This window comes from Ilumatobacter fluminis (assembly GCF_004364865.1).
GTDB lineage: Bacteria > Actinomycetota > Acidimicrobiia > Acidimicrobiales > Ilumatobacteraceae > Ilumatobacter > Ilumatobacter fluminis.
Window position 1 is genome coordinate 1,085,514 of record NZ_SOAU01000001.1, and the last position, 26,402, is coordinate 1,111,915.

26 protein-coding genes are annotated in these 26,402 nt (G+C 69.5%); 10 read left to right on the forward strand and 16 right to left on the reverse strand.

Annotation, left to right across the window (positions count from 1 at the left end):
- Positions 1 to 51: 51 nt before the first annotated feature.
- Positions 52 to 642, reverse strand: coding sequence for a GNAT family N-acetyltransferase (locus BDK89_RS04810; protein ID WP_133867864.1), 591 nt, complete (start codon positions 640 to 642; stop codon positions 52 to 54).
- 177 nt (positions 643 to 819) lie between these two features.
- On the opposite strand from BDK89_RS04810, the gene BDK89_RS04815 reads away from it, so the two are divergent.
- The gene (locus BDK89_RS04815; RefSeq protein WP_133867865.1) at positions 820 to 1,626 is read left to right on the forward strand and encodes an enoyl-CoA hydratase/isomerase family protein; all 807 of its coding nucleotides are present in this window, start codon (positions 820 to 822) and stop codon (positions 1,624 to 1,626) included.
- Positions 1,627 to 1,709: 83 nt separating this feature from the next.
- Here BDK89_RS04815 and BDK89_RS04820 read toward each other — a convergent pair whose 3' ends face one another.
- Positions 1,710 to 2,555 carry a heme-dependent oxidative N-demethylase family protein gene (locus BDK89_RS04820; protein ID WP_133867866.1) on the reverse strand — a complete coding sequence of 282 codons (846 nt, stop codon included), beginning with the start codon at positions 2,553 to 2,555 and terminating at the stop codon, positions 1,710 to 1,712.
- A 44-nt stretch (positions 2,556 to 2,599) separates the two neighbouring features.
- On the opposite strand from BDK89_RS04820, the gene aguB reads away from it, so the two are divergent.
- Genes aguB through BDK89_RS04835 form a run of 3 tightly spaced genes read left to right on the forward strand, consistent with a single transcriptional unit; the run spans position 2,600 to position 5,023 of the window.
- Positions 2,600 to 3,502: an N-carbamoylputrescine amidase gene (aguB, locus tag BDK89_RS04825; protein ID WP_243839095.1), complete on the forward strand. Its 903-nt coding sequence runs from the start codon at positions 2,600 to 2,602 to the stop codon at positions 3,500 to 3,502.
- Positions 3,499 to 4,503 carry an agmatine deiminase family protein gene (locus tag BDK89_RS04830; protein ID WP_208293968.1) on the forward strand — a complete coding sequence of 335 codons (1,005 nt, stop codon included), beginning with the start codon at positions 3,499 to 3,501 and terminating at the stop codon, positions 4,501 to 4,503. The genes aguB and BDK89_RS04830 overlap by 4 nt, the downstream gene beginning before the upstream one ends.
- A 4-nt stretch (positions 4,504 to 4,507) precedes the next feature.
- Positions 4,508 to 5,023 (forward strand): SixA phosphatase family protein, encoded by a 516-nt coding sequence (locus tag BDK89_RS04835; RefSeq protein WP_166657385.1) that lies wholly within the window; start codon positions 4,508 to 4,510, stop codon positions 5,021 to 5,023.
- Positions 5,024 to 5,041: 18 nt separating this feature from the next.
- Here BDK89_RS04835 and BDK89_RS04840 read toward each other — a convergent pair whose 3' ends face one another.
- Together BDK89_RS04840 and BDK89_RS04845 are read right to left on the reverse strand one after the other, a co-directional pair.
- On the reverse strand, positions 5,042 to 6,235 hold the full coding sequence (locus BDK89_RS04840) for a winged helix DNA-binding domain-containing protein (RefSeq protein ID WP_133867868.1): 1,194 nt from the start codon (positions 6,233 to 6,235) through the stop codon (positions 5,042 to 5,044).
- Positions 6,236 to 6,334: 99 nt separating this feature from the next.
- On the reverse strand, positions 6,335 to 6,589 hold the full coding sequence (locus BDK89_RS04845) for a hypothetical protein (RefSeq protein WP_133867869.1): 255 nt from the start codon (positions 6,587 to 6,589) through the stop codon (positions 6,335 to 6,337).
- Positions 6,590 to 6,730: 141 nt separating this feature from the next.
- Here BDK89_RS04845 and BDK89_RS04850 point away from each other — a divergent pair, with 141 nt between their 5' ends.
- The 5 genes from BDK89_RS04850 to deoC all read left to right on the forward strand — a co-directional run bounded on the left by BDK89_RS04850 (position 6,731) and on the right by deoC (position 11,652).
- Positions 6,731 to 7,414 carry a phosphoadenylyl-sulfate reductase gene (locus BDK89_RS04850; RefSeq protein ID WP_133867870.1) on the forward strand — a complete coding sequence of 228 codons (684 nt, stop codon included), beginning with the start codon at positions 6,731 to 6,733 and terminating at the stop codon, positions 7,412 to 7,414.
- Complete coding sequence (locus BDK89_RS04855) at positions 7,396 to 8,079, forward strand: precorrin-2 dehydrogenase/sirohydrochlorin ferrochelatase family protein (protein ID WP_133867871.1); 684 nt, start codon at positions 7,396 to 7,398, stop codon at positions 8,077 to 8,079. The genes BDK89_RS04850 and BDK89_RS04855 overlap by 19 nt, the downstream gene beginning before the upstream one ends.
- Complete coding sequence (gene cobA, locus BDK89_RS04860; protein WP_133867872.1) at positions 8,076 to 8,828, forward strand: uroporphyrinogen-III C-methyltransferase; 753 nt, start codon at positions 8,076 to 8,078, stop codon at positions 8,826 to 8,828. The genes BDK89_RS04855 and cobA overlap by 4 nt, the downstream gene beginning before the upstream one ends.
- A complete protein-coding gene (locus BDK89_RS04865) occupies positions 8,825 to 10,660 on the forward strand; it encodes a nitrite/sulfite reductase (RefSeq protein WP_133867873.1) in 1,836 nt (611 codons plus the stop codon). The genes cobA and BDK89_RS04865 overlap by 4 nt, the downstream gene beginning before the upstream one ends.
- 275 nt (positions 10,661 to 10,935) lie before the next feature.
- Positions 10,936 to 11,652, forward strand: coding sequence for a deoxyribose-phosphate aldolase (deoC, locus tag BDK89_RS04870; RefSeq protein WP_133867874.1), 717 nt, complete (start codon positions 10,936 to 10,938; stop codon positions 11,650 to 11,652).
- A 10-nt stretch (positions 11,653 to 11,662) separates the two neighbouring features.
- Here the strand turns inward: deoC and BDK89_RS04875 are convergent, their stop codons facing one another.
- The 7 genes from BDK89_RS04875 to BDK89_RS04905 all read right to left on the reverse strand — a co-directional run bounded on the left by BDK89_RS04875 (position 11,663) and on the right by BDK89_RS04905 (position 19,819).
- Positions 11,663 to 12,715, reverse strand: a complete 1,053-nt coding sequence (locus tag BDK89_RS04875; protein WP_133867875.1) for a LacI family DNA-binding transcriptional regulator — start codon at positions 12,713 to 12,715, stop codon at positions 11,663 to 11,665.
- Positions 12,716 to 12,796: 81 nt separating this feature from the next.
- Positions 12,797 to 13,834 (reverse strand): SDR family oxidoreductase, encoded by a 1,038-nt coding sequence (locus tag BDK89_RS04880; RefSeq protein ID WP_208293969.1) that lies wholly within the window; start codon positions 13,832 to 13,834, stop codon positions 12,797 to 12,799.
- Between the two features lie 58 nt (positions 13,835 to 13,892).
- On the reverse strand, positions 13,893 to 14,306 hold the full coding sequence (locus BDK89_RS04885; protein WP_133867876.1) for a rhodanese-like domain-containing protein: 414 nt from the start codon (positions 14,304 to 14,306) through the stop codon (positions 13,893 to 13,895).
- Between the two features lie 13 nt (positions 14,307 to 14,319).
- Positions 14,320 to 15,540, reverse strand: coding sequence for a thiolase family protein (locus BDK89_RS04890; protein ID WP_133867877.1), 1,221 nt, complete (start codon positions 15,538 to 15,540; stop codon positions 14,320 to 14,322).
- Positions 15,541 to 15,595: 55 nt separating this feature from the next.
- Positions 15,596 to 16,000 (reverse strand): Zn-ribbon domain-containing OB-fold protein, encoded by a 405-nt coding sequence (locus tag BDK89_RS04895; RefSeq protein ID WP_133867878.1) that lies wholly within the window; start codon positions 15,998 to 16,000, stop codon positions 15,596 to 15,598.
- A gap of 64 nt (positions 16,001 to 16,064) precedes the next feature.
- Positions 16,065 to 18,332 carry a xanthine dehydrogenase family protein molybdopterin-binding subunit gene (locus tag BDK89_RS04900; protein WP_133867879.1) on the reverse strand — a complete coding sequence of 756 codons (2,268 nt, stop codon included), beginning with the start codon at positions 18,330 to 18,332 and terminating at the stop codon, positions 16,065 to 16,067.
- Positions 18,329 to 19,819, reverse strand: a complete 1,491-nt coding sequence (locus tag BDK89_RS04905) for an FAD binding domain-containing protein (protein WP_133867880.1) — start codon at positions 19,817 to 19,819, stop codon at positions 18,329 to 18,331. The genes BDK89_RS04900 and BDK89_RS04905 overlap by 4 nt, the downstream gene beginning before the upstream one ends.
- Positions 19,820 to 20,079: 260 nt before the next feature.
- On the opposite strand from BDK89_RS04905, the gene BDK89_RS04910 reads away from it, so the two are divergent.
- Positions 20,080 to 20,496 carry a YunG family protein gene (locus BDK89_RS04910; protein ID WP_208293970.1) on the forward strand — a complete coding sequence of 139 codons (417 nt, stop codon included), beginning with the start codon at positions 20,080 to 20,082 and terminating at the stop codon, positions 20,494 to 20,496.
- Between the two features lie 161 nt (positions 20,497 to 20,657).
- On the opposite strand, the gene larC is transcribed toward BDK89_RS04910, so the two are convergent.
- From larC to BDK89_RS04935, 5 genes are read right to left on the reverse strand one after another with little or no spacing between them, the layout of a single operon-like run.
- Positions 20,658 to 21,833: a nickel pincer cofactor biosynthesis protein LarC gene (gene larC, locus BDK89_RS04915; RefSeq protein WP_133867881.1), complete on the reverse strand. Its 1,176-nt coding sequence runs from the start codon at positions 21,831 to 21,833 to the stop codon at positions 20,658 to 20,660.
- Positions 21,830 to 22,810, reverse strand: coding sequence for an ATP-dependent sacrificial sulfur transferase LarE (gene larE, locus BDK89_RS04920; RefSeq protein WP_133867882.1), 981 nt, complete (start codon positions 22,808 to 22,810; stop codon positions 21,830 to 21,832). Before larE ends, larC begins: the two co-directional genes overlap by 4 nt.
- On the reverse strand, positions 22,797 to 23,477 hold the full coding sequence (gene larB, locus BDK89_RS04925; RefSeq protein WP_133867883.1) for a nickel pincer cofactor biosynthesis protein LarB: 681 nt from the start codon (positions 23,475 to 23,477) through the stop codon (positions 22,797 to 22,799). Before larB ends, larE begins: the two co-directional genes overlap by 14 nt.
- 42 nt (positions 23,478 to 23,519) lie before the next feature.
- Positions 23,520 to 24,650 (reverse strand): AI-2E family transporter, encoded by a 1,131-nt coding sequence (locus tag BDK89_RS04930; RefSeq protein WP_133867884.1) that lies wholly within the window; start codon positions 24,648 to 24,650, stop codon positions 23,520 to 23,522.
- 47 nt (positions 24,651 to 24,697) lie between these two features.
- Complete coding sequence (locus BDK89_RS04935; RefSeq protein ID WP_133867885.1) at positions 24,698 to 26,377, reverse strand: SGNH/GDSL hydrolase family protein; 1,680 nt, start codon at positions 26,375 to 26,377, stop codon at positions 24,698 to 24,700.
- Positions 26,378 to 26,402 lie beyond the last annotated feature (25 nt).

Below are 26,402 nucleotides of genomic sequence, written 5' to 3' on the forward strand. Positions count from 1 at the left end.
CGGTCGAGGGTGCGGCACCGAGCCGTGGGCGTCCTCGGTTGCCTCGGCGGCTCACGATGTGGTCGATGGCCGGTTCGTCGACGTCAGTCGGGCCATGATGTGTGCGTCGGTGTAGCGGCCGCGCGCAAAGGCGTACGACCGCATCGTTCCCTCGTGTTCGAAGCCGAGCCGGCGGTACAGACGGATCGCCCCCTCGTTTCCGGCGAACACGATCAGTTCCAGTCGCTCGATCGCCATCCACTGCTCGGCCATGTCGATCACCGAGCGGATGAGGAGCGATGCGACACCTCGATGCCGGTGGTCCTCGTGGGTGGCGACCAGATCGATGTGGGCCACGTGGTGGAAGCGCGGGGCCTCGAGGTGGGTGACCAGCACCAGCATGCCGACGACCTCGTCGCCGTCGACGGCGACGAGCACCTGCTGGTTGGCGTGTTGCCGGAGCGACTCGGTCGTCGAGGCCTCGGTCGTGTGCGGGATGCGCAGGGTTCCGTCGAGGACCTGGTCGCCCTCGAGGATGGTGCACATCGCGGGCGCATCCTCGGGCGTGGCGGCACGCACTCGCAGCCGACTGGACCCGGGGGATCGTTCGACGATGGTGCCGGTCTGTTCGACGAGGGTGTCGTATTCGGTCGTCGTGGTCATGGTGTTCCTCCTGTATCGGATTGACTCGTTCCGGTCGTTCGATCCCGGTGTGATCGTGCGATCCGGACATCTGGAACGGCGTGAGATTCGTCCTCACGATGTGAGGTCGCTCGTATCGAGACGTACACGCGGCCCTCCGAGTCGGATACTGGCTGGCCGGTCGGCGACGATGAGCGGATGGGAGACACCGTCCTGATCGACCACCCGGCCGATGGCGTCACGCGGTTGACGCTGAACCGGCCCGACGACATGAACACGATCAACCTCGAGTTGGTCACCGATATGCACGAGGCACTCGACGCTGTCGATGCCGATCACGACTGCCGAGCGGTGATCCTCACCGGTGCCGGGCGTGCGTTCTGCGCCGGACTCGACTTGAAGGGCTATGGCGTGGTGCCGGGAACCGAGGAGTTCGGACACGCCCAGCGCGGCTTCGCCGTCCAGCAGCACATCGCCGAGGTGGTGCATCGCATCCGTGGTGTTCGTCAGCCGGTGATCGCCGCGATCAACGGCGCAGCCGCCGGCGGGGGACTGGCGTGGGCGCTGGCCTGCGACATCCGCTACTGCGCCGACACCGCCAAGTTCGGCACCGCCTTCATCCGGCTCGGCATCTCCGGCTGCGACATGGGCGTGAGCTGGCTGCTGCCCCGCCTGATCGGTGCCTCACGGGCATGGGAGCTCATCCTGACCGGCCGGGTGTTCGACGCAGAGGAGGCCGATCGGCTCGGCATCGTCAGCCGGTCGGTGCCGGCCGACGAGCTCGTCGATCGTTGCATGGGCGTCGCCGAGGAGATCCGGGGCAACAGTCCGTTCGGCACGTGGATGACGAAGGAGGTGCTCTGGGCCAACCTCGAGATCCCCAGCCTCACTGCCGGCATGGACATCGAGAACCGCAACCAGATCATGACCAGTCTCACCGACGACTCGAAGGAAGCGATGCAGAGCTTCCTCGCCAAACGCCCCGTCGCCTGGAAGAACCGCTGAGTGACGGCGGTCGGTTGATGTCAGACATCAACCGACCAGCGTTGCGGGGGCGAGTGTGTAGGACGGTCGGTTGATGTCTGACATCAACCGACCAGGTGGGTGCGGATGGTGGCGGAGAGGTCTTTGTAGTCGCGGACGTCGTCGGGCATGGCGTCGACGATGCGGGCGATCGCGTGGCGGTCGTCGGCGTCGTCGAGCACGGTCGCCAGCGGGGTGACGTAGGTGCGGATCGTGAACAGGACCGACCGGTGGACGGGGAACCGCCGGAGCGTCTCGCGTTCGACCCGTACGTGCAGGTCGTCGATCGTCGGATGGGCCGGACGTGGCGCAGCCGTGCCGTCGATGGGCGCGTAGCCGTCGGCCGTATCGAGGATGCCCCAGCCGAGACGCCAGAACGATCGGTCGGGTTCGAGCCGATCGAAGAAGGAGTCGACCGCCTGCTCGAGTTGCTCGTTGAGCTGTGCGACCGGTGCGTGGACGGCGGCCATCGATCGGCCCAGTTTCGATCGGAGATCCCACCGGTTCGGGAAGCACACCGAACCGCCGCCGAACACCAGCTCGCCGTCGCGCTCGACCATCACGACGAGATCGTCGGGCACCAGCCGAGCCGCTGCATCGAGCGGGTGCAGCGATGGGTCGAGCTGCGTCGAATCGGTCCGTTCGGGTGCGGTTCGGACGAGGTGGTCGACGAGGGCGTCGGCGATCTCCTGGCAGTCGGGTTCGATCCCGTCGATCGCAGCGAACGCGGTGTCGGCGTGGTGTCGCATCACGTCGGCCTTCTCGGCCACCCAGTCGGCACCGTCGACGTCGAACTCGATCCAGTCGTCGAGGTCGAGTGGGCGGGTGCCGAGCCGCCAGCGGAACTCGCCGTCGACCACGAACCCGCGTTGGAGCCACGGCCGGTACGGGGGCTCCGCGATCGTCGCCATGAGGCCGACGCTACCCCTCGTCCTGCGGGCGTAGTCTCACGGATGTGACGACCCTCGCAGCGATCCAGATGGCGATGACCGACTCGGTCGACGACAACGTGGCGACCGCCGAACGCCTCGTGCGCGATGCCGCCCGTCAGGGCGCGAACATCGTGCTCATCCCCGAGCTGTTCGAGGGACCCTACTTCTGCATCGACCAGCTCCCCGAGCACTTCGGGCGAGCCCTGCCGATCGAGGGACACCCGACGGTGGAACACTTCCGGGCCGTCGCACGCGACCTCGAAGTGGTCCTGCCGATCAGTGTGTACGAACTCGCCGGCCAGGCGACGTTCAACACGGTGGTGATCGTCGACGCCGACGGTTCGGTACTCGGCACCTACCGCAAGAGCCACATTCCCGATGGTCCCGGATACACCGAGAAGTACTACTTCAACCCTGGCGACACGGGCTTCCGGGTGTGGCCGACCCGCTTCGGCACGATCGGCGTCGCCATCTGCTGGGATCAGTGGTTCCCCGAAGCCGCTCGGGCCATGGCGCTGCAGGGCGCCGAGTTCCTCTTCTATCCGACGGCGATCGGCACCGAACCGCCCGACCCGACCTGGGACTCGGCCGGTCACTGGCAGCGGGTCATGCAGGGACATGCCGGTGCCAACCTGACCCCGCTCGTCGCGGCCAACCGCATCGGCCACGAGGTCGGACGCGGCGACGACACGCTCGGCCGACGCGAGATCACGTTCAACGGCTCGTCGTTCATCGCCGATCCGACCGGTGCCAAGGTCGCCGAGGCCGACCGCACGAGCGAGGCGGTGCTCACCGCGACGTTCGACCGCGACGAACTCAAGGAGATGCGGCACTCGTGGGGCCTGTTCCGCGACCGCCGCCCCGACCTCTACGGCCCGCTGCTCACCCTCGACGGGAGCTCCGGCCGACGGAGCGGTTCGCTGTGACGGCGCGCATGCCGGGGGAGTTCGGTCCTCACGAACGGACGGTCATCTGTTGGCCGACCCGCACCGAGTTGTATCCGGGCGAGCGTCTCGACGAGGCCCGTGACGCACACGCCGAGCTCGCGCGGGCGATCGCCGCGTTCGAACCGGTCACGATGATCGCCCCACCCGGCGCCGGCGACGACGCGACCGAACGGTGCGGGGGCAACGTCGAGGTGGTCGAGATCCCGATCGACGATTCGTGGTTCCGCGACAGCGGTCCGATCTACGTCGCCGACGACGACGGTTCGCGCACCGCGGTCGACTTCGCGTTCAACGCGTGGGGCGAGAAGTTCCCGCCGTGGGACGACGACGCCGCCGTCGCTCGGCGCTGGGCGGAGCACGCCGGGCACGACGTGCGGAGCGTCGACCTCGTGTTCGAGGGCGGGTCCATCTCGACCGACGGTGAGGGATCGTTCGTCACGACGATCCAGTGCCTGATGCACCCGAACCGCAACCCGTCGAAGACCCAGCGCGAGATCGAGGCCGTGATGGCGGAAGCACTCGGCGCCGAGTCGGTCTTGTGGCTGCCGCACGGTCTGGCGCTCGACGACGACACCGACGGCCACGTCGACAATGTCGCAGCGTTCGCCCGCCCCGGCGTGCTCGTCGTGCAGGGATGCGACGACCCGGCCGAGCCCGACCACCTCTTGATGGACGTCAACCGCCGCATCGCCGACGGTTGGGTCGACGCCCGCGGCCGTACCGTCGAGGTCGTGGAGGTGCCGGTGCTGCCGTTCCGGGAGCGTGACGGCGAGCGCGTCCCGGTCCCGTATCTGAACTACTACGTCGGCAACGGTTTCGTCGCTGTGCCCGTGTGTGGCCACGCGGCCGACGACGACATGATCGCGATCATCGCCGAGCAGTACCCCGGCCGTGAGACGTTCGGGCTCGACATCGGTGAGATCCTGGCGCTCGGCGGTGGCGGCATCCACTGCATCACCCAACAGATCCCGGCGGTCTGACGCCGTGCGTCGGCTCGTGCTCGTCCGGCACGCGAAGTCGGCGTGGGACGACGAGTCGCTCGACGACCACGACCGCCCGCTCGCTCCTCGGGGCCAGCGCGCCCTCGAACCGATGCGGACCCACGTCGCCGCCCTCGATCTGCCCACCCTCGTCGTGCTGTGTTCGACGGCCCGACGGGCCGAGTCGACGTTCGCCGGCTTCCGCTCGTCGCTGCCGGACGACGCAGCGGTCGAACACGACCGTGGCGTCTACGACGACGACGCCCGGTCACTCCTGGAGCGGATCCGTCGGCGTGGTGCCCACCACGCCTCGTTGATCGTCGTCGGCCACAACCCGACGCTGCAGGACCTGGCGTGCGGGCTCGTCCGCGACGGGGACCCCGCCGACCGCGACCAGCTAACGCGCAAGCTCCCCACCGGCGCGATCGTCTCGATGTCGTTCGACGGCGACTGGGCCGACCTCGACATCGGGTCGGCGAGGCTCGACAGCGTGTTCATGCCTCGCCGCCCCCGTGGCTGAGCGCTCGGCACCGGAGGGTCAGGCGAGCAGTTGCTTCTGGTTGGGGCTCGGGAAACGTGGCGTGAACCGCGTGTCGCCGACCAGGGCTCGGAGTCGATCGATCTCGGCGTCGAGGAGGTCGTGGTGGACGCCACCGAGCGTTGCCAGCTCGACGTCGTGGACGATCGTGCCGTCGGGTCGCTGCGCCCAGCCGCCGACGACGCTGCCGTCGACCCACACGGTCGGGCCGATGTTGCCGTTCCGGTCGGTCACGCGGGCGTTGGTCTCGTCGTCGAGGTACCACGCCCGCTGCTTCCACCCCATGGCCGTCGGATCGAGCCCCGGGAGGAGAGCGACCCACGGTCCGGGGTCGGCGCCGGTGATCCCGTCGAGCGCGTCGTCCGGGAGGACGTAGCCGGTGACGTCGGTCCGTCCGTCGTTCGTCACGACCTCGACGGCCTCGATCTGCTCGAGTGAACGGCGGACGAGCGTCTTGGTCGACCCGGTCCACCACACGAGATCGTCGAGCGTGGCAGGTCCGGACGTGGCGAGCCACGCTCCGATCACCGCGGCTGCTCCGGCGAGCTCGTCGTGGTCGTCCTGGTCGTCGAGGCGTCGTCCGACCCACGATTCGACCGGCCACCAGTCGTACTGCGATGCGATCCAGGTGCCGGCGGGCCGTCCTCGCGCGATGTGCCCCTCGAACGCGGCGACGAGCAGTGCTCGGGTGTGGACGGCCATCGTGCCGCCGTAGTTGGTGCCCTGGTTGACGGGCCGCGGTTCGGCCAGGTCGGGAAGGATCTCTCCGACCGCACGGGTGCTGATCGGCCCGCCGTGTTCATGCACGGCGGTCGTCACCCGCTCGATGGCGTCGTCGATGCCGGTCTCGTCGAGGCCGAACAGCTTGCCGGTCCGTCGTCGTTCGGCGGCGGCGATCTTGCGGGTGAATCCGGCGTGGGCGGCGACCGTCGTCGCCGGAGTCATCGCCCAGAGGGTGCGGCGCATCGCGTGGTGGCGCAGCAGTCGCCGGTCGTCGTAGAGCGCTCGGTCGACTGTGTCGATCGAGGGCTGACGGAGACGGAGCGCCGCCGACAGGTACACCGTCACCGGGTCGGAGGAGTGGAGGGCCACCAGTGCCTCGGCGACCTGGTCGACGGTGTCGACCCGAGCGTTCGGCGTGAGCAGGTGCCGCACCGCCAGCCGCCGCCGTCGCTCCTCGACCGAGATCTCCACAACCCGACCGTACCCCCACCCCGACCCGACCGAAGCGTGAACAGTTTGCGCACCCGGTGCGCAAACTGTTCACGCCTTGCGGGGTTCGGCGGGGGTGGGTCAGGCGGGTTCGCCGATTTCTTTGAGGGCGTCGGCGATGGCGACCCGGAGGCGGCGGGCGACGTCGGGGGAGAGGTGGGTCACGAGCCCGGCCCCGGCCTGGCCGACCTCCTCGACGGTGAGCACGACGCGCGGTTCGGCGTCGTCGTAGTCGTCGCTGATGGCGACCGCCCACGACACCGGCGCGAGGTCGTCCTCCCAGCCCGGTGGGATGTCGTCCGGCGTCGCCGGGTAGTCGTCGATCGATCGGCGCACCTGTTCCTCCTGGTCAGCGGGTTGTCCGGACTTAAACCCGACAAAATTGATCGGAATTATGTTGTATCGAACCGGGCCCGAGCGTAGTGTCGTCGCAAATCCCGACCAACCTAGTCGGGAATGATCCGGACAAACTCCCAGATGCAGACCCTCACCCCCGTCACCCTCCGATCCCGCCCGTCGCTCGACGAACACGAACTCGCGCTCGTCAACGCCCGCCTCGAGACGGCGTCGCCGAGCGAGATCGTCGCCTGGGCACACGACCGCTTCGGCGCCCGCCTCGCGATGACGGCCTCCTTCGCCGACACCACCCTGATCGACATCGCGACGTCGGTCGCCCCCGACGTCGAGGTGATCTTCCTCGACACGGGATTCCACTTCGCCGAGACCCTGAACGCCGTCCGGCGGGCGATGGAACGCTATGCGCTGAACCTGACCGTGCTGCGGCCGCCGGCGGACGCTGCCGACGTCTGGGAACACGGCTCCGACGCCTGCTGCGCAGCGCGCAAGGTCGACCTGCTCGACCAGCACCTGACCGGTCGTGTCGACGCCTGGCTCAGTGGTGTCCGTCGTGCCGACAGCCCCGAGCGCGCCGACGCAGCGATCGTGTCCATCGATCGCCGCGGCCTCGTCAAGGTCAACCCGATGGCCAACATGACCGACGACGAGTACGAGCGCTACATCGCCGAGCGCGACGTCATCGTCAACACGCTCCAGTACGACGGCTACGCGTCGATCGGCTGCTGGCCGTGCACCGAGCCGTCCACCGACGGTCGTGCGGGTCGCTGGGGTGGCACCAAGACCGAATGCGGGCTCCACCTGTGAGCGGCGTCTTCGAGGCGCCGTACCCGGTCGTCCTCGATCTGGTCGGCAAGCGGGCGCTCGTCGTCGGAGCCGGACCCGTCGCGGCGCGCAAGGTCGCCGGCCTGCTGCGTGCCGGGGCGCACGTCACCGTCGTCGCCCCCGACGCCGTCTCGGAGATCGCCGAGGATCCCGACGTTCGCTGGCACGAGCGGCCGTACCGCCGCGGCGAGGTCGCCTCGTACGCGATCGCGATCACGGCGACCAGCGACCCCGCCGTCAACCGGCAGGTCGCCCGCGACGGCAACGCCGCCAACGTGTGGGTGAACTCGGCCGACGACCCGGCCAACTGCGCCTTCATCCTGCCGTCGGTGGTCCAGCGCGGTCAGCTCCAGGTCTCGGTGTCGACGAACGGTCGGAGCCCGGCGATGGCCCAATGGGCGCGCCGCCGGCTCGAGCAGCTCTTCACCGACGCACACGGGGCGGCGCTCGACGTCCTCGCCGAGGTGCGGGCCGAAGTGCAGCAGGCACGGGGCACGTCCGAGGTCGACGGCTGGACCGACGCACTCGACGACCACTTCTTCGATCTCGTCGCCGCCGGCGAACTCGACGCCGCGCGCGACCAGCTCCGCCGGGCGCTCGGCGTCGACGGTGAGCACGACCCAACGCACCAGGAGGTGCCGTCATGACCGTCCATCTCGTGGGCGCCGGACCGGGCGATCCCGATCTGCTCACCCTGCGTGCGGCATCGCTGCTCGCCCGAGCCGAGGTCATCGTCCACGACCGGCTCGTCGACCCGCGCCTGCTGGCGTCGGCGTCGTCGTGGGCCGAACTGGTCGACGTCGGCAAGACCCCGGGTTCGCGCCGCAACAGCCAGGACGAGATCAACGACATCCTCGTCGACCGTGGACGTCGCTACGAGACCGTCGTCCGGCTCAAGGGCGGCGACCCGTTCGTGTTCGGACGAGGCGGCGAAGAAGCCGAAGCATTGCGTGCCGCCGGCATCGACGTCGAAGTCGTCCCCGGGATCTCGTCGTCGGTCGCCGGTCCGGCGGCGGCCGGGATCCCGGTCACCATGCGCGGTGTCGCCAGCGGCGTCAGCATCGTGACCGCCCACCAGGACCCGAACAACGACCGCCAGCTCGACTGGACGGCGCTCGCCAACGCCGGTACGACCCTCGTCATCCTGATGGGCGCCGCTCGTGCCCGGTCGATCGCCGAGCGGCTCGTGGCCGGCGGCATGCGGCCCGACATGCCCGTCGCCGTCGTCACGAACGCCACGTGCCCCGACCAGTGCATCGACCGCCTGACCCTCGACCGGCTCGGCAGCGAGCCCGTCGCCAACCCGTCCGTGATCGTCGTCGGAGAGGTCGCCGCCCGCGACGTGCTCCGCGACGTGCCCGTCCTCGCCTCGCTCGTCGAAGGAGCAACCTCATGACGATTCTCGACCGCCCCGACACCGACCGCCGTGACGAACACGGCATCGACGTCCTCCCCGTCGAGGAGTGGGATGCCGGCCAGGTGGCCGACATCGAGAAGTTTCGCGACCAACTCGCCGGCTACTTGTCGGGTGATGTGCCCGAGGACGTGTTCCGCGTCTTCCGACTGACGAACGGCATCTACGGCCAGCGTCAGGGTGGCACGAACCAGATGGTGCGCGTCAAGGTGCCGTACGGATCGATGACGCCGGAACAGCTCGAGATGATGGCCCACATCGCCGAGCGCTACAGCCGTGGCTGGGGGCACATCACGACGCGCCAGAACCTGCAGTTCCACTTCGTGCAGCTCACTGACATCCCCGACGTGATGGAGCTCATGGCGTCGGTCGGTCTCACGAGCCGAGAGGCCTGCGGTGACACCGTGCGCAACATCCAGGGCTGCCACCTCGCCGGTGCCTGCCCGCAGGAAGTGCTCGACATCACCCAGTGGGCCGAAGCGGCGTACCAGCACTTCGTGCGGAACCCGCTCGGTCAGCGCCTGCCCCGCAAGTTCAAGATCAACTTCTCGGGCTGCGCGACCGACTGCGGCCAGGCGATGTTCAACGACGCCGGGGTGATCGCGGTGACCCGCACCCTCGACGACGGCACCGTGGAACGTGGCTTCCGTGTGTACGTCGCCGGTGGGCTCGGGGCGACCCCGCATCCGGCGCTCGCGCTCGAAGAGTTCACGCCGCGTGATCAGCTGATGCCGACCATCGAGGCGATCCTGCGGGTGTTCAACGAGGCCGGCAACCGCGACAACAAGTTGCGCGCCCGCATGAAGTGGCTCGTCGACACGCTCGGCTTCGAGGAGGTGCAGCGGCGGGTGTTCGCCAGCCGCAAGTTCCTCGTGGCGTCGTCGTCGTGGCCCGGCGGCATCCCCGACGAGGTCGAGCAACACGGCGACGATCCCGCCGGGTCGACGACCGACGGCGAGATCACCAAGATCGGCCAGGGAATCGACACCCGCCCGGTCTCGATCGGCGGCCTGTCGCCGTACGTTCGGTGGCACCATGCCAACGTCGTCCGCGGCGCTGCGAACGGCTCGGTGAGCGCCTACGCGTACGCCCAGCTCGGCGACATCACCGCCGACCAGTTCCGTGCCCTCGCCGCGATCCAGCGCGAGTTCGGCGCCGGCGTCCGGCTCAGCAACCGGCAGAACGTCGTGTTCCGCGACCTCACCGACGAGCAACTCCCGACGCTGTACGAGCGACTCGATGCGATCGATATGGCGCAGCCCGGTGCCGAGCTGGTGCGCGACGTCGTCGCCTGCCCCGGCGCCGACACCTGCAACCTGGCCGTCACCCAGAGCCGTGGCCTCGCCAAGGCGATCGGTGACCGGCTCGAGGAGGAAGGGCTCGCCGAGGTCGGCGGGCTCCGCATCAACATCTCGGGCTGCACGAACTCGTGCGGTCAGCACCACGTCGCCGACATCGGCTTCTTCGGTGCCGAGCGTCGTGCGAACGGGCGGTCGGCACCCGGGTACCAGATGTTGCTCGGTGGCTACGTCGGCGACGAGCAGATCCACTTCGGTGACAAGGCGACTCGCCTGCCGGCCAAGAACGCGGCCGAGGCCGCGGTGCGGGTGATCCGACGCTTCGCCGGTGAGCGCGAAGCGGGGGAGACGTTCCGCACCTGGCTCGACCGGGTCGGCGGGGCGAAGGCGCTCGGTACCGATCTGAAGGAACTCGACGCCTTCCCCGAGTTCGAGGACAACCCGGACTTCTACATCGACTTCGGCGAGACGGGTCCCTACGTCGCCGAAATCGGTGAGAGCGAGTGCGCCACCTGAGGAAACACCGGGTCGGGTGTCGAAGGGAACGGCGAGGAACGAGCTTCGGGTCAGGTGTCAGAGGTGACGGCGAGGAACGAGCCGTTACCGTCGATCACCTGACCCGGGACCGGTGCGAAACCGGAGCACTCGAGCTTCTTGGCCAGACCACAGGACCCCGGAGTCAGGTGACCGCCGGTAACGGGTTCGGCTGTGCCTCACCCGTCACCTCTGGCACCTGACCCGGTGACCCGGCCCGGCGGAGTTGGCTGCGGCGAGTGCGTAGGCTCGCGGGCATGGATGCTGCTCGTGCTCGTCTCGCCATCGGCCTCGTCGATCTGACCAACCTCGACGACCGGTGCACCGCCGCGGACGTCGACGCGTTGTGCGCCCGCGCCGCCGAGCACGGCACCGCCGCGGTGTGCGTGTGGCCCGACTTCGTGGAGCGAGCGGTTGCCGCCTTGTCCGACACGACCGTCGACGTCGCGACGGTCGTCAACTTCCCGACCGGCGACGAGCGGCCCTTCGCGGTTCGGACCCTGACCGAGCGTGTCGTCGCCGCCGGGGCCGACGACGTCGACCTCGTCCTGCCGTATCGCGCCTTCGCTGCCGGCGACCTCGAGTGGTGTGCGGCCGTGCTCGACGAGACGAAGGCGGCGACGGGCGACCACGCACACCTCAAGGTGATCCTCGAGACCGGTGAACTCGTCGACGTCGACGTGATCGAACGTGCGGCGCGGTTCGCCATCGAACACGGCGCCGACTTCGTGAAGACGTCCACCGGCAAGTCGCCGACATCGGCCTCGCCCGAGGCGGTCGCCGCGATGCTCGTCGCGATCGCCGACGCCGGTCGCACCGTCGGTCTCAAGCCGTCGGGCGGCATCTCCACGGCTGAGGCGGCCGACGCCTACCTCGTGCAGGCCGAGTCGGTGATGGGCGCCGACTATCTCGCCCCCGCCACGTTCCGCTTCGGCGCGAGCAGCCTCCTCGGCGCACTCCTCCCGCTCGTCTGACTCCGGTTCGTCAGCCGACGACGACGGTCGCTGGTGCTGCGGTCGTCGTGCGTTCGACCAAGGTGATCGGCGCGATGAAGCGTTCGACCGAGTGGTCGTCGTCGCGCAACAGATCGACGAGCCAGCGAGCGACACGGGCCCCGTGCTCGGCGACGTCCTGGTGCACCGTGGTCAGGCCCAACACTTCGGCAACGGGCTGATCGTCGACGCCGACGATCGAGAGGTCGCCGGGGATGTCGATGCCGAGCTCACGTGCCCGCTGCATCGCGCCGAGGGCCATGATGTCGCCGATCGCGAAGATCGCCGTCGGCGGATCGTCGAGCGCCATCAACTGGTCGAAGGCCTCGGCGCCGCCCTGCACCGTGAAGCTACCGTCGACGATCAGTTCGTCGTCGAGTTCGACGCCGGCCGCGTTCAGCGCCGCCTCGTAGCCCTGCTGGCGCATCGTCGGCACCATGAAACCGAACACGGTGTCGGTGGTGTCGCCGATCAATGCGATGCGGTGGTGTCCGAGGCCGAGCAGATGCTCGGTCGCCATGCGGCCCACGGCGACGTCGTCGATGCCCGTCGAGGCACAGCCGGGCAGTGGGGGCCCGATCGACACGACGGAGAGTCCGCGGCTGATCATCTCGTCGAGTTCGGCGGGTTCGAGCGCGACGTCGACGACGACGATCCCGTCCACCCGTCGGTGCAGCGCCTCGGTGCCGTCGATCGGGCGTCGGTCACCGTTCTCGGCGCGGAGCGCGATGACGACCATGTCGTAGCCGGCCTCGGCACAGACGGCCTCGACACCTGCCATCACCTCGGCGCAGTACCAGGTGTTGACGAACGGTACGAGCACCGCGATCGCATGTGAGCGACCGGTGGCCAGCCGACGAGCGGCCGGGTCGGCCTGGTAGTTCAACTGGCCGGCCACCTCGACGACGCGGCTGCGGGTCGACGCTGCGACGTTCGGCAGGCCGCGCAGGGCGCGCGACACCGTGGCGACCGAGACGTTCGCCGCAGCGGCGACGTCTTCGATCGTTGCCCGCGAGGCGGGCGGACTGCTGCGTTGCTGGGTCATTGGCAGGGGCGCGACTGAAAGCGTTTACACCATTGTTGCCGACATCGGTGTCCCAGGGAAAGCCCGTGTCACCCGAACGGGTCAGCCGTCGATCAATCCGCCACCGGTGAAGTGCCCGTCGGCCTGCAGGCCGGCCATGAACGACTCGGTGTAGACCTCGGTCGGCTGGGCGCGCAGCGCGGTGTCGAGCGCTGCGGCGTCGTCACCGATCAGGACGCGCCACGTGTTTGCTTTCACCGCGTCGAGCATCACGGTGGCGGCCTCGCCGGCGGTCGTCGGTGCCGCGTTCTCGAACAGTTCGGCCCGCATCTGCATCAGGTTGCGGATGTCCTCGTCGGAGGCTCCGGCAAGATCGATGCCCGAGTCCTCGATCTGCTGGCGGAGTTGTGCGACGGCGTCGTCGGACATGTTCTTCGGGTCGTAGCCGGCGGCGATCATCGAGTTGCGTGCGATCTGCGTGCCGATGTGGCCGGGCATGACGACCGACACGGTGAGGTGCGGTGCGTTCATCCGGAAGTCGACGAGCATCGACTCGGTGAGGCCGCGAACGGCGAACTTGGCGGCGCTGTACGCGCTGTGCGAGCCCGTCGGGCCGAGGCAGGCCCACAGGCCGTTGACGCTGCTCGTGTTGATCACGTGACCTCGATCGGCCTGCATCAGCATCGGCAGGAACGAGCGCATCCCGTTGAGCACCCCGCCGAACGTGACGGCGAAGACGCGATCCCAGTCGGCGTGATCGGCGGTGACGATGCTCGATGCGCCGGAGATACCGGCGTTGTTGAACAGCAGGTTGATCGACTCGGTCTCGAACTCGCTCGCGACATGGGCGGCGAACTCGTTCATCGCCTCGGCGTCCGACACGTCGGCGACGCAGGCGGTCAGGCGCACACCGGCGCGACCGGCCGACTCCGCATCCGCCGAGGCGAGCTCGATCGTTTCGCTCATTGCCTCGTCGGAGACGTCGCAGATCGCGACGTCGCAGCCGGCCGCGGCCAGTTGACGCGTCAGTTCGCGACCCATGCCGGTGCCGCCACCGGTGATGACGGCGACGAGGCCGGCGAAGTCGGTGATCGGTGCCGGCGGGTAGGGCGCGGGCGTGGCGGCGTCGGTCAGGGTCATGTCGGGTCTCCCGGTCGTGTTCGTGCCGCCGTTCCCGCCGACGGTCGCGGTGCGCCGGTCAGCGCTGGAAGTACTTGGGGTTCGGGTGCACCTCGTCGACGGCGCCGCCGGCGGCCGCCCACCCGTTGAAGCCGACCTCGAGGTGGGCGACGTTGGTGTAGCCGAGGTCTTGGAGCACCTTGGCGGCCAGTGCGGAGCGTTGGCCGCCTGCGCAGTGGAGGACGTACCGGTCGTCGAAGCCGACGTCGCCGCGGTAGTAGGGCGATTCGGGATCGAACCAGAACTCGAGCATGCCGCGCGGCATCGACTTGGCGCCGGGGATCGCCCCCTTGTCCCACAACTCGCGAACGTCGCGAATGTCGATCACCGTGCACGTGCCGGCGTCGATCTCGGCCTGCAGCTGGTCGACGGACAGCTCTTCGATCGCCGCCTTGGCTTCGGCGATCATCTCCGACAGCGGCGTGCGCGCCACGGGGCTCGTCCGGTCAGGCCGCGAGGCCGGACTTCTCGAGGATGTGGACGCCGCACGCCGAACCGAGGCCGATGACGTGGGCGAGGCCGACCTTGGCGCCCTCGATCTGGCGGGGGCCACCTTCGCCACGAACGTGCTGGCAGATCTCCCAGATGTTGGCGATGCCGGTCGCCGAGATCGGGTGCCCCTTCGACTGCAGGCCACCCGACACGTTGACCGGCAGTTTGCCGTCACGCCACGGAGCGCCCGACTCGAAGAAGTCGACGGCGCCACCCTCTTCGCACAGCTTCAGGTTGTCGTAGTGGACGAGTTCGGCGGTGGCGAAGCAGTCGTGCAACTCGACGAGGTCGAGGTCGTCGGGGCCGACGCCGGCCTGCTCGTACGCCTGCGTTGCGGCCATCCGGGTGAGCGTGTTCACGTCGGGGAGTACCTGACAGGCCTCCTGGTACGGGTCGCTCGTGAGGATCGACGCCGACACCTTGATGGCACGGCGCTGCTGCTCGAGCGACATCGTTCGGAGCTTGGCGCCGCTGACGACCACGGCGGCTGCGGCGCCGTCGCAGTTCGCCGAGCACATCGGCCGAGTGTTCGGGTAGGCGATCATGATGTCGTTCATGATCTGCTCGAGCGGCATCTCCTTGGAGTAGGCCGCGAGCGGGTTGAGCGTGGAGTGACTGTGGTTCTTCTCGCTGATCTTGGCGAACAGTTCGAAGGCGGTGCCACCGTACTGGTGCTCGTGCAGGTACTCCATGCCGACCTGGGCGAAGACACCGGGCATCGCCTCGGTCCCGATGCGCCCGTCGACCGGGGCAACGGCGCCGTAGCGGCCGCTGCGCTCCCATTCGTTGCCGTCGGACTTCGACTGGCCCCCTGCGCCGAGCAGGCCGACGCCGGCGAGCTTCTCGACGCCGCAGGCCAGGCCCATGTCGGTCTCGCCGGCCTTCACGGCCATGATCGCCGTGCGGAGCGCCGTGGCGCCGGTGGCGCAGGCGTTCGACACGTTGTAGGCGGGGATGCCGGTCTGGCCGATCTGCTTCTGGAGCTGCTGGGCGATGCCGCCGCGTCCCATGAGGTTGCCGGCGGCGAAGACGCCGATGTCTCTCATGGTGACGCCGGCGTCGGCCAGTGCCGCCATGATCGCCTCGGAGCCGAGGTCGACGACGTCCTTGTCGGGGTGCTTGCCGAACTTGGTCATCGAGATGCCGAGGATGAAGATGTCGTCGGATGCGCTCATGGTGCTGCTCCTGTGTGTCGTGCTCGTCGAACGGGTGTCTGCTGGTCGTGCTCGGTCAGGCGGGCTCGAAGCCGTAGTTGAGGGCTTCGACGCCGTTGTCGTCGGTGCCCATCGAGTACGTCGCGAGGCGAACCTTCATGCCGAGCTTGACGTGCTCGGGGTCGGGCGGGCAGTTGATGATGTTGCCCTTGGCGGTCGTGCCGTCGAGATCGACCACGCTCGCCACGAAGGGCACGTCGACGCCGGGGGCCGCGAACGTGACGATCGAGAACGACCGCACGATGCCTTCGGTGGCGATGTCGACCGGGGCGAACTCCGTGCCGAAACACGCCGCGCACGCGTTGCGGCGATCGAAGTAGCGGGCACCACAGCTGGTGCATTCGTGGGCACGGAGGTGGGGGGCGCCGTCGTCGAGTACGAGGTAGTCGACGAACGGGATCTGCGAAACCGTCTCGCTCATGTGGGACAGCTTCCCCGCTGACGCCCACCCGGAACGAATCGGAGCGACGCGACGTCGCCGCCGGTCAGGCGAGGCGTTCGAGGACGACGTCGGGGGTGAGCGGGAAGGTGTCGAACCAAACGCCCGTCGCGTCGTGGAGGGCCGAGAGCACGGCGGGGGCGTACGCCATCATCGGCATCTCGGCCATCCCGCGTGCACCCCACGGGCCGCGCGGGTCGGCGAGTTCGAGCACGACCGCGTCGATCCGGGTCGGCATGTCGCCGATGCCGGGGATCAGGTAGGTCGACAAGCGCGGGTTGAGCACCCGTCCGTCGGCGACCCGGAGCCGTTCGCTCATCGTGTAGCCGTGGGCCTGGGCGAGGCCACCGTCGATCTGGCCGATGACGAGTTCGGGGTTGATCGCCTTGCCGACGTCGTGGGTGCTGACGACCCGGTCGACCACGATGTGCCCGGTGCGTCGGTCGACGGTGAGCTCGACCGCCTGGGCGACGTACCCGTAGCTGAAGTTCGGCTGGCAGATGCCCGTCTCGGGGTCGAGCGCCTCGGTGGGCGGCGGCACGTACCGGAAGAAACCGACCGCCGGCCGATCGCCGTTGCGCCAGGCCTTCTCGGCCTCCTCGGCCGCGCCCAGGATCGAGTTGCCGGCCATGAAGGTGAGACGCGACGCCGACGCCGAACCGGAGTCGCCGGTGGTCGAGGTGTCGGAGAACGTCGCCTTCACCGACTCGATCGGGAGCCCCGTTGCCTCGGCGGCCATCTGGACGAAGGCGGTGTGGGCGCCCTGGCCGACGTCGGCGCCGGCGTGGAAGAACTCGGCCCACTCGGGCGTGTCGCCGTCGCCGTGCAGGATGATCTCGGCCTCGCACCGTTCCGGGAACCCGAACGAGAATCCGACGTTCTTGTAGGCGCACGCGAACCCTCGCCCGCGGAGCAGGTCGTCGGTGGCGGGTGCGAGTGACGCGAACGGTGAGAACGGTTCGGCGTCGGGCAACGGCTGATCGAACTGCGCCGCCTCTGCGCAGGCCTCGAGCACCTCGGGCAGGGTGACGCCCGGCGGCAGCGGCGCCTGGGTGATGCCGATCGACCCGTCGCGCAGCGTGTTGCGGCGGCGGATCTCGACCGGGTCGATGCCGAGCGCCTCGGCGAGCCGATTCATCTGCATCTCGGACACGAAGCTGCCCTGCGGGCCGCCGAACCCACGGAACGCGCCACCCGGCACGGCGTTGGTGTAGACGGCGTGGCTGTCGATGTGGGCGTTCGGCACCTCGTACGGTCCGGCTTGGCTCAAGTGGCAGTTCCCGAGCACCTTGTTCGAGGTGTAGTTGTACGCGCCCGCGTCGAGCCAGGCCTCGCTCTCGATGGCGACGATCTTGCCGTCGGCGTCGGCGCCCCACTTGGCGTGGATACGCCCGCGGTGTCGCTTGTGGTGGCCGACGATCGACTCTTCGCGTGACCACTGCACCGTCACCGGACGGTTCTCGCCGCGGGCGTGCAGTTGTTGGGCGGCGACGGCGAGCACGATCTGGATCGACGTGTCTTCGCGGCCGCCGAACGCGCCGCCGATCGCCGGGTAGATCACGCGCACCCGATCGTCGGGGAGATCGAGCGCGTGGGCGATCTGTTCGCGATCCTCGTGCGTCCACTGGCCGGCCACCTCGACGGTGACGCGGCCGTCGTCGTCGACGTACGCCAGCCCGGCCTCGGGCTGCAGGTAGGCGTGCTCCTGGTACGGAACTTCGTACGTGGCCTCGACGACCGCGGCGGCCCTCGCCCAGCCGGCGTCCATGTCACCCTTGCGGATCTTGTAGTTGGTGTAGCTGTTGGTCGACTCACCGTTCTCGGGGTGGAGCAACACCGCATCGTCGGCGAGCGCGTCGTCGATGTCGCCGACGATCGGGAGCTGTTCCCACTCGACGTCGATCGCCCGGGCTGCCGCGTCGGCGGCTTCCTTGGTTTCGGCGACGACGAACGCCAGGTGATCGGCTTCCCAACGGCTGACGTCGCACGGCACCGTGCTGCGGCCCGTGTGCTCGACTGCGATGAACACCGGCTGGTCGAACATCGTCAGGCCGTACTCGTTGACCGGCACGTCTCGGCCCGTGAACACGGCGACGACGCCCGGCACCGCCTCGGCGGCGCGGACGTCGAGGCGTGTCAGGCGAGCGTGTGGCTGGTCGGTGAAGACGACCTTGCCGACGAGCGCGTCGTCGGGGAACCGGTCGGCGGGATAGGTGGCGGCGCCCGTGACCTTGTCGTGGGCGTCGAGCCGCAGCGGTGTCGCGCCGACGCTGGTCGTGCTCACGGGCGGGGGAGTGGTCGCGTCGGCGCTCATGACGCGCTCCTCACGTCGACGCTGGTCGTTCGCTCGCCACCGGTTCGGGCGGCCGCGGTGGCGACCGCAGCTTCGATCGCCCGGTACCCGGTGCAGCGGCACAGGTTGCCGGCCAGACCGGACTTGATCTGATCGGGCGTCGGCGTGCCGGTCTCGGCGATCAGCGCCGTACACGACACGAGAAAGCCCGGGGTGCAGAACCCGCACTGCACGGCGTGGTGCTCGACGAACGCCTGTTGGATCGGTGCGAGTTCACCGTCGGTGGCGAGGCCCTCGACGGTGGTGACCTCGGTGCCGGCGGCGCGGGCGGCGGGGACGAGACACCCCATCACGGCGGTGCCGTCGATCAACACCGTGCAAGCGCCGCACTCGCCTTCGGCGCAGCCTTCCTTCACGCCGGTGCAATGGGCCTCGTCGCGGAGCCAGTCGAGCAGGGTGACCCCGGTGGCGGCGGCCGCGCTGACGGGTGATCCGTTGACGGTCACCTCGATCGGGGTGTCGTGATCGATGACGGTCGACGGCGCCTCGTCGGCCGGTTCGTCCGGCCGTGCGGAGGAGCGCAGCAGGGTGGGCCGCTCCGGCCAGCGCGCCGCCTGCTCGCCCCGTCCGATCGCGAGCAGCCCCCGCTCGACCATGGTGGCGATCTGGGAGGTGCGGTATCCGGCGGTGGCGCGGAGGTCGTCGATCGGGGTCGCTGCCGCCGCGGCCGCGAGTCCGGCGGCGCGGCATGTGTCGGCGTCGAGCGTCGTGCCGCTGATCAGCTCGGTGACGGCAGGAGCGGTGATGATGGTCGCTGCGACGCTGCCGAGAGCGATCGTCGCGTCGGTCACCGTGTCGCCGTCGAAGGCGACCGACATCGCCACGTGGACGACGGAGATGGCCTGCGCCCGACGGAGGCCGGACTTGACGAACAGTGAGCGAACGTCCCCGCTGATGCGGGGAATCGAGATGCCGGTCACGAGTTCGTCGTCGGCGAGCGTCGTCGTGCGGAATCCGGTGATGAAGTCGTGGAGCGGTTCGACACGCACGGCATCGGCCGAGGCCACGTGCACCGTGGCACCGAGCGCAGTGAGCGCCGAGATGGTGTCGTTGGCCGGGCTGGCGGTGACGATGTTGCCGACCACGGTCGCCCGGTTACGGAGCTGCGGCGAGCCGACCTCGAGGCATGCCTGCGCGAGCGCGAGCGCTTCGGTGCGGCACGTTTCGTTCGCGACCACGTCGTGGTGGGTGCTCGTGGCGCCCAGCCGGATCTCGTCGTCGGTGACGACGATGTCACTCGTCCCGGCAATGCGGCTCGTGTCGATCAGGAGCTCGACACCGGTGTGCGCGCCTCGGTCGAGTTCGACCGTGAGGTCGGTGCCGCCGGCGACGGCGCGTGCCGTTGGCCCGTGCTCGGCCTTCAGCGCGAGCGCCTCACCGAGGGTGCGGGGTGCGACGTACGACGGCACGCGAGTGGGCGGCCGCTGGACGGGATGCAGATCGCTCATGTGGCGACCCACGCTAGACGTTTCGTAAAGCAGTCGGCCCGCATCGTGCCCCTGTTCACGGTGACGTAACGCACCGCCCGGGGTGGGGATTCGACCGCGACACGCCGCCGTGTCGTGGCACCGTTCGTGCCGTCTCGAGTCGAGGTGCGCCGGGTGCTGCTCGTCCCGCCACACTCACGACCCCTCAACTCCTCGCAGCCGACTTCGGTTCCACTGATCGTCCAGAAACCGTGTGACACCCTCGCCGTAGGGTGCGATCGATGCCATTCGAACACGTCTCCGTCAGCGAATCGACCCTCGACCGGGTTGTCGCCGCGATCGTCGCGAGCTGGAGCAACGAGTCCAGCGCATCACCCGACGACTGGTCGCTCGGCAACCCGGCCAAAGGGCAGTGCGAGGTGTCGTCCTTCGTGGCGTGGGAGCTGCTCGGCGGCGAGCTCGTACTCGGCCACGTCTACGCAGGTACCGACTTTCAGGAGTACCACTATTGGAACCGGATCGACGGCGCCGATCTCGATCTCACCCGTCGTCAGTTCGTCAATGGGGAGACCATCACCGAGGTCGACACGCTGACCTCGGCGTTCATCGAGGCGAATCGAGCCGACATGCGACCCGAACTGGCCCAGCGCATCGATGTGCTCAGGGTCTCGGTGGCCGAACGATTGGGTGCGTCCTGAACGGACGCACTTGACCTGTACCGAGGTACATGCGCTGCGTGGTCTGGTCAGCGGCGGGGGAGTGGTCGCATGATGACGCTGCGCAGCGGGAGCGGATCCGATGCGGCGGGAGGACCTGGGCGGGTACCTCCCGCCGTGTCAGAGCCCCCTCCGGCACGGCATCACGCCCGCATTGACCGCTCGACCGCTGTTGCGATCTCGTCCGGTGTGGCCCCGAGCGACCGGGCAACCTCGACCACGTCGTCGTGTTCGGCCTTCCAGCCGAGCGTTCGGCCACGCCACGAGCGGACCTTCACCCGCACGGCGTGACCCTCGATCTCGACGGTCGTCTCCGATCGGTCCGCCTCGTAGCGGTCGATCGGTTGGCGACGCACCCCGAGCGTGGTCGTCCACGCGAACAGCACGTCGACCACCGCCCGCTCGGCGTCGACCGGGCACACCACGGTGACGTCGGTGCCGAGCCGCCGCTTCTTCATCGCGACGGCGGCGCTCCACGCCTCATGGGCGCCCGCCTCGACGCACGCATCGAGTGCAGCGGCGACCCGTTCCGGCGATTGATCGTCGATCGTCGCCGAGAGCAGGACGACCGGTCGTGTTGCCGGTGTCGCTGTGGTGGGCGCCGTTCCCAGCACGGCCCGAAGGCAGTTCGCCCGGGGCAGCTTGGTCGACGTGCCGAAGCCGTAGCCGATTGCGCTCACGGTCATCTCGGCGCCGACGGACGGTGTCGTCAGCTCGGCGACGAGTGCCGCGCCGGTCGGTGTGACGAGTTCCATCGGGTCGTCGGTGAACCGCCACGTGTGGCCGGTGCCCTCGACCAGACGCAGTGTCGCCGGCGCGGGAACCGGCAGTTCGCCGTGCGCGGTCATCACAGTGCCCGACCCGGTCGGCAGGGCAGCGCACGTCGCCGTCTCGATTCCGAGGTGATGCCAGGCGGAGCACACGCCGACCACGTCGACGATCGTGTCGAGCGCACCGACCTCGTGGAAGTGCACCTGTTCGATGTCGACGCCGTGGATCGCCGCCTCGGCGACGGCGATCCGGTCGATCACGGCGATCGACCGATCGGTGATCGGCGCCGGCAGGTCAGCAGCAGTGATGATCCGGCGGAGCTCGCTCGCCGACCGGTGCGTCGCCGTGTCGGTCGTCGCGACCTTGGCGAGCGATCCGCTGATGCCGTGGCGGACGACCGGCTCGACGTCGAGCGTCCAGCCCGGGACCTCGAGCCGCTCCAGGTCGGCGCGGACCGCATCGATCGGTGCGCCGGCGTCGAACAGCGCACCGAGCAGCATGTCGCCGCTGACGCCGGTGGTCGGGTCGAGGTGGAGGTGGGTGGTCATCCGCGCACCGTGGTCCGGGTCGGGTGATCTCCGGAAACGCCGACTCCGTCGTCGTTCCCTCCGACACCCGACCCGTTCGATCCGTCGTCGTTCCCTCCGACACCCGACCCGTTCGATCCGTCGTCGGTCCCTGCGACACCCGACCCGTCGGATTCGTCGTCGTTCCCTCCGACACTGGACTCGTCGGTGATGACGCGGTTGAGCTTGCCCGAGGCGAAGCCCTCGAGATCGAGGGCGACGAAGTCGAAGCCGGCGCCACGCACCGCGTCGCTGATCCGATCGTGCAGATCGGCGGCCTCGGCGATCCGCTCGGCCGGCACCTCGACCAGGCCGAGCCGGTCGTGGTGACGTACGCGGACCTCGTCGAACCCCAGCCGGCGTAGCGCCCGCTCGGCGAGTTCGACCTGCGACAGCCGACCCAACGTGACCGGCGTGCCGTACGGCAGCCGCGACGACAGACACGGCGACGCCGGCTGTTCCGCCGTGCTCAACCCGAGCGCTCGTGAGACGTCGCGCACGTCGTCCTTCGTCATGTCGGCCTCGACGAAGGGAAACCGGGCGCCGCGCTCGCGGGCGGCCCGCTGGCCGGGGCGATGGTCGCCGAGATCGTCCACGTTCACGCCCAGCACGACGGTGCCGACGGCGACCGGTTCGAGCGCCTCCATGAGGTGCGTCTTGCACCAGTAGCAGCGGTCGGTGTCGTTCACCTGATACCGCTCGTCGGCCATCTCGTCGGTGTCGACGGTGCGCCAGTTCAGCTCGTGGTCGCGCGCCAGCTCGGCGCATCGATCGAAGTCGTCCGACGCCAGCGACGGTGACACCGCCGTGATCGCCGGTGCCTGCTCGGCGCCGACCACGGCCGTGGCGGCAATGGCGAGCAACGTCGAGTCGACCCCGCCCGAGTAGGCGACCGTCATCGGCCCGATGTCGGTCAACACGTCGATCAACCGTTGGGGGAGCGCGTCACGAACCGACATGACGCTCCCGCATCCATCGCGCGACGACGCAGGCCGCCCCGAAGCCGTTGTCGATCCCGACGACCGACACCCCGGGTGCACAACTCGCCGTCATCGCCGCCAGCGCCGTCATCCCGTCGAACGACGACCCGTAGCCGGTGCTGGTCGGCACGGCGACGAGTGGCGTGTCGACGAGGCCGGCGACCGCCGTCGGCAGTGCTCCCTCCATCCCGGCGACGACGATCAGGACGTCGAGCGCGGCGAGATCGTCCGCCCGGTCGAGCAGCCGGTGCACACCGGCGACGCCGACGTCGTCGATCCGGGTCACGTCGTGCCCGAGCGCGTCGAGGGTGATCGCAGCTTCGTCGGCGACGACGTGATCGGCCGTACCTGCGGTCACCACGCCGGCGCGCCGTCCGGTCGGCCCGGTCGGGTTCCACACCGACGTACGACCGAGCACGTGCGCGCCGTCGATCTCGGCCAAGGCGGCCTGATGGTCGTCGTCGCACCGGGTGGCGATCACCGGTTCGACGCCGCGCTCGATCAGTTCGAGCACGATCTCTCGCACGTGGGTTGGTGTCTTGCCGGGCGAGTAGACGGCCTCGGGCACACCGGTCCGGCGTCGACGATCGACGTCCAGGACCCAGGGGCGTGCGTCCGGGGTGGGAGCGGACGATGGGGAGGTCACAGGCGGCTGAGGGTAGCGCCGACGAGGCGTCGCCCGCCCCGGCTACCCGTCGACGCCGACCGGTGTGTCCGGGCCGTCGATGAGTACGTGTTGCGTGCGGGCGGACCGGATCGAACTCACGGCCGCCGACAGCGCCGCCGTGATCGGTACGGCGACGATGGCGCCGACGATCCCGGCGATCGCAGCGCCGGCGGCAAGTGCGACCAGGACGACCACGGGGTGGAGCGAGACCTGGCGCTGCATCACGAGCGGCATCAGGATGTCGCCCTCGATCTGCTGGACGGCGAGCACGACGATCGCCACGATGATGGCGGTACCGGGGCCGTCGGACACCAATGCGATCAGCGTCGCCAGGCCTCCGGCGACGGTTGCGCCGACCACGGGCAGGAAGGCGGCGAAGAACGTGATCACGGCGAGCGGGATCGCCGCCGGCACGTCGAGGATCACGAGCGCCGCGCCGATCAGGATCGCATCGGCAACACCGGTGATCGCGACACCTCGGATCCAGCCCTGCATCGCCGAGAACGCAGCGCATCCCGCATCGTCGAGGAGCAGGCGTCGCGAGGTGGCGACACGGTCGACCAGCCACCGCCACATCGTCGGGCCGTCCTTGAGGAAGAAAAAGGTGAGGACGATGGCGAGGAAGAAGCCCCCGACGACCTCGGTCAGGGTCCGCGCCGCGCTGGCGGGCTCGGCCAACAGGCCGGAGCCGAGTCGCTCGGCGGCATCGCGTGCGCTCTCCGACAGTCGATCGACGCGCTCGGCGGACAGACCGAACGGCCCGTCGATCAGCCACTGCTCGACGTCGGCGATCGCGTCGTCCCACTGGCTGCTCAGGTCGTCGAACGAACTCCGGAGCGGTCCCCAGAGCAGGTACCCGAGTCCGGCAACGGCCGCTGCGCACGTGAGCAGGGTCGACCACACCGCCAGCAGCCGCGGCAGCTTCGTCGCCAATCGCTCGACCACCGGACTCAACAGTGCGCTCGCGACGAGGGCGACGAACACGGGGATCAGCACGACGCTGAGGCGGGCGAGGCTCCACGCGACGACGGCGAGCGCACCGGCGACCACGACGATCCGCCACGACCACGCAGCACCTCGTTCCAGCACGTGCGGGACGGCCCACGGCCCGGCGTCGCGGGCCGGACGCGTCTCCACCGCTCGATCCGACATGTCGACACCCGTACCCCGAGTGGGTGACGGGGAAACGGATCCGCTGATCAGCCGGCGCGACTGTCGAGTCGTCGGACCGGTGTGCCGTCGGCCGACGGCCAACGGACGACCGACGGGTCGAGCACGCCCAGGAGGTCGGCGACCAGATGGACCGAGGCGTGCTCCGAGTTGACAAAGCAGACCTGACCGTCGGGCCCGATCGGCGCCAACGCAACGTTCGGGTCGGCCGAACCCGGCGCGAAGTTCACGTGCGACGCATCGGCCGCACGTTCGGTCGCGCTCCCGACGAGGAGGCCGTGACCGGCGGCCGTGGCCCGGACGGGTGTCAGGTTCACCACGGCGACGTCGCCGGCATCGCCGGCCGGGAAGCAGCGTCGTGCCGACGGTGCGACCGCCGCGCCGAGGTCGCGAGTGTCGACCAGTCGGAGCGGGACACCGTCGGCGTTCGCCGGTTCGAACGCGTCGCCGTCGACCGACCCGAGGTGGTCGGCGACCAGGTCGACGGAGGTGTGCGTCGACGCATGGAAACACACCGTGCCGTCCGGGCCGATCGGGGCGAGGGCCACGTTCGGATCGACCGCGCCCGGTCGGTAGTTGGCGTTGGAGGCATCAGTCGGAGGTTCGGCGTCGCCGCTCGTCAAGACGCCGTGCCCCGAACCGTTCGGCCCGATCGGGGTCAGGTTCACGATCGCCGCGTCGCCCGGTTCGCCGGCAACGGCGAAACACACCGATCCACCCGCCGCGACCCGCTGGCCGGTGCGACGAGTGTCGAGTCGTCGCTTCGGGAGCCCGTCACTGCCCGCCGGCGTGTACGCCCCGCCGTCGATCGCCGCCAGTTGATCGGCGACCACGTGCACCGGCGCGTGCTCGCCGTTCCGGTAGCAGACCCGACCGTCACCACCGATCGGCGAGACCGCCACGTTCGGGTCGGCGGTGGCCGGCCGGTAGTTCACGTTCGACGCCGTGGCGGTCGCCTCGCCCGAACTCGACGTGAGCACGCCGTGGCCGTCGCCGCCGGCCGCCACCGGTGTCAGGTTCACCAACGCTGCCGACCCGGCGCCGCCCGACACGGCGAAGCAGGCGTCGGCACCCGGGTCGATGCGGGGCGGGCCGAGCGGCGGCAGGCCTGCCAACACGACTCCGATCAGGTCGGCCATCGCCCGCGCTCCCGAGCCGGTGAGGTGCAGCCCGTCTGCGGCGACCCAGCTACTCCGTCCTGCGCTGTACGACGCCCAGTCGGCGATCGTCAGCTCCGGGTACTGCGCCGCCTTCTGCCACAACACCGAGTTGTGCGAACGGTAGATCCCGGCGTTCCCGCCCGCCACCCGATACGTGAGCCACACCACATTCGGTACACCTTGTCGCCGAGCCTCCGCGACGACGGCGTCGACCGCGCCCGAGATCGCGCCGTCGTTGTAGCCGGCTGCCACCACGATCGACCGGTTGGTCACGCCGCTCCACCCTCGGATCACGTCGAGCGCCGGCACCGGTCGGGTTCCCCGGTAGCTGCAACTGGTCGAGACGAGACGCCGGCAGACCTTGGCGTCGAACACGTGATTCGGGAGCGAGGCGCGACTGGCCGAACTCATCCCGGCCATCACCGAGTCGCCGACGAGCAGGTCGGTCGAGGCGATCGCGCCGACATCGCCGGTGCGCGCTGGCAGCGCAGTGGCGAGGCCGACGACCGACACCACGACGATCAGCACTCGAGCAAACCGGTTCGGCATGTCGGCGAACCGTAGCCACTGCGAG

Bases quoted from the DNA above. Each gene is read 5' to 3' on its own strand.
- deoC (WP_133867874.1), top strand. From the start codon at position 10,936: ATGGATGCTGCTCGTGCTCGTCTCGCCATCGGCCTCGTCGATCTGACC.
- BDK89_RS04930 (WP_133867884.1), bottom strand. From the start codon at position 24,650: ATGTCGGATCGAGCGGTGGAGACGCGTCCGGCCCGCGACGCCGGGCCG.
- BDK89_RS04935 (WP_133867885.1), bottom strand. From the start codon at position 26,377: ATGCCGAACCGGTTTGCTCGAGTGCTGATCGTCGTGGTGTCGGTCGTC.
- larC (WP_133867881.1), bottom strand. From the start codon at position 21,833: ATGACCACCCACCTCCACCTCGACCCGACCACCGGCGTCAGCGGCGAC.
- BDK89_RS04855 (WP_133867871.1), top strand. From the start codon at position 7,396: ATGCGGGCTCCACCTGTGAGCGGCGTCTTCGAGGCGCCGTACCCGGTC.
- BDK89_RS04865 (WP_133867873.1), top strand. From the start codon at position 8,825: ATGACGATTCTCGACCGCCCCGACACCGACCGCCGTGACGAACACGGC.
- BDK89_RS04880 (WP_208293969.1), bottom strand. From the start codon at position 13,834: ATGACCCTGACCGACGCCGCCACGCCCGCGCCCTACCCGCCGGCACCG.
- BDK89_RS04815 (WP_133867865.1), top strand. From the start codon at position 820: ATGGGAGACACCGTCCTGATCGACCACCCGGCCGATGGCGTCACGCGG.
- cobA (WP_133867872.1), top strand. From the start codon at position 8,076: ATGACCGTCCATCTCGTGGGCGCCGGACCGGGCGATCCCGATCTGCTC.
- BDK89_RS04910 (WP_208293970.1), top strand. From the start codon at position 20,080: ATGCCATTCGAACACGTCTCCGTCAGCGAATCGACCCTCGACCGGGTT.
- BDK89_RS04895 (WP_133867878.1), bottom strand. From the start codon at position 16,000: ATGAGCGAGACGGTTTCGCAGATCCCGTTCGTCGACTACCTCGTACTC.
- BDK89_RS04875 (WP_133867875.1), bottom strand. From the start codon at position 12,715: ATGACCCAGCAACGCAGCAGTCCGCCCGCCTCGCGGGCAACGATCGAA.
- BDK89_RS04890 (WP_133867877.1), bottom strand. From the start codon at position 15,540: ATGAGCGCATCCGACGACATCTTCATCCTCGGCATCTCGATGACCAAG.
- BDK89_RS04810 (WP_133867864.1), bottom strand. From the start codon at position 642: ATGACCACGACGACCGAATACGACACCCTCGTCGAACAGACCGGCACC.
- BDK89_RS04905 (WP_133867880.1), bottom strand. From the start codon at position 19,819: ATGAGCGATCTGCATCCCGTCCAGCGGCCGCCCACTCGCGTGCCGTCG.
- BDK89_RS04900 (WP_133867879.1), bottom strand. From the start codon at position 18,332: ATGAGCGCCGACGCGACCACTCCCCCGCCCGTGAGCACGACCAGCGTC.
- BDK89_RS04820 (WP_133867866.1), bottom strand. From the start codon at position 2,555: ATGGCGACGATCGCGGAGCCCCCGTACCGGCCGTGGCTCCAACGCGGG.
- BDK89_RS04850 (WP_133867870.1), top strand. From the start codon at position 6,731: ATGCAGACCCTCACCCCCGTCACCCTCCGATCCCGCCCGTCGCTCGAC.
- larE (WP_133867882.1), bottom strand. From the start codon at position 22,810: ATGTCGGTTCGTGACGCGCTCCCCCAACGGTTGATCGACGTGTTGACC.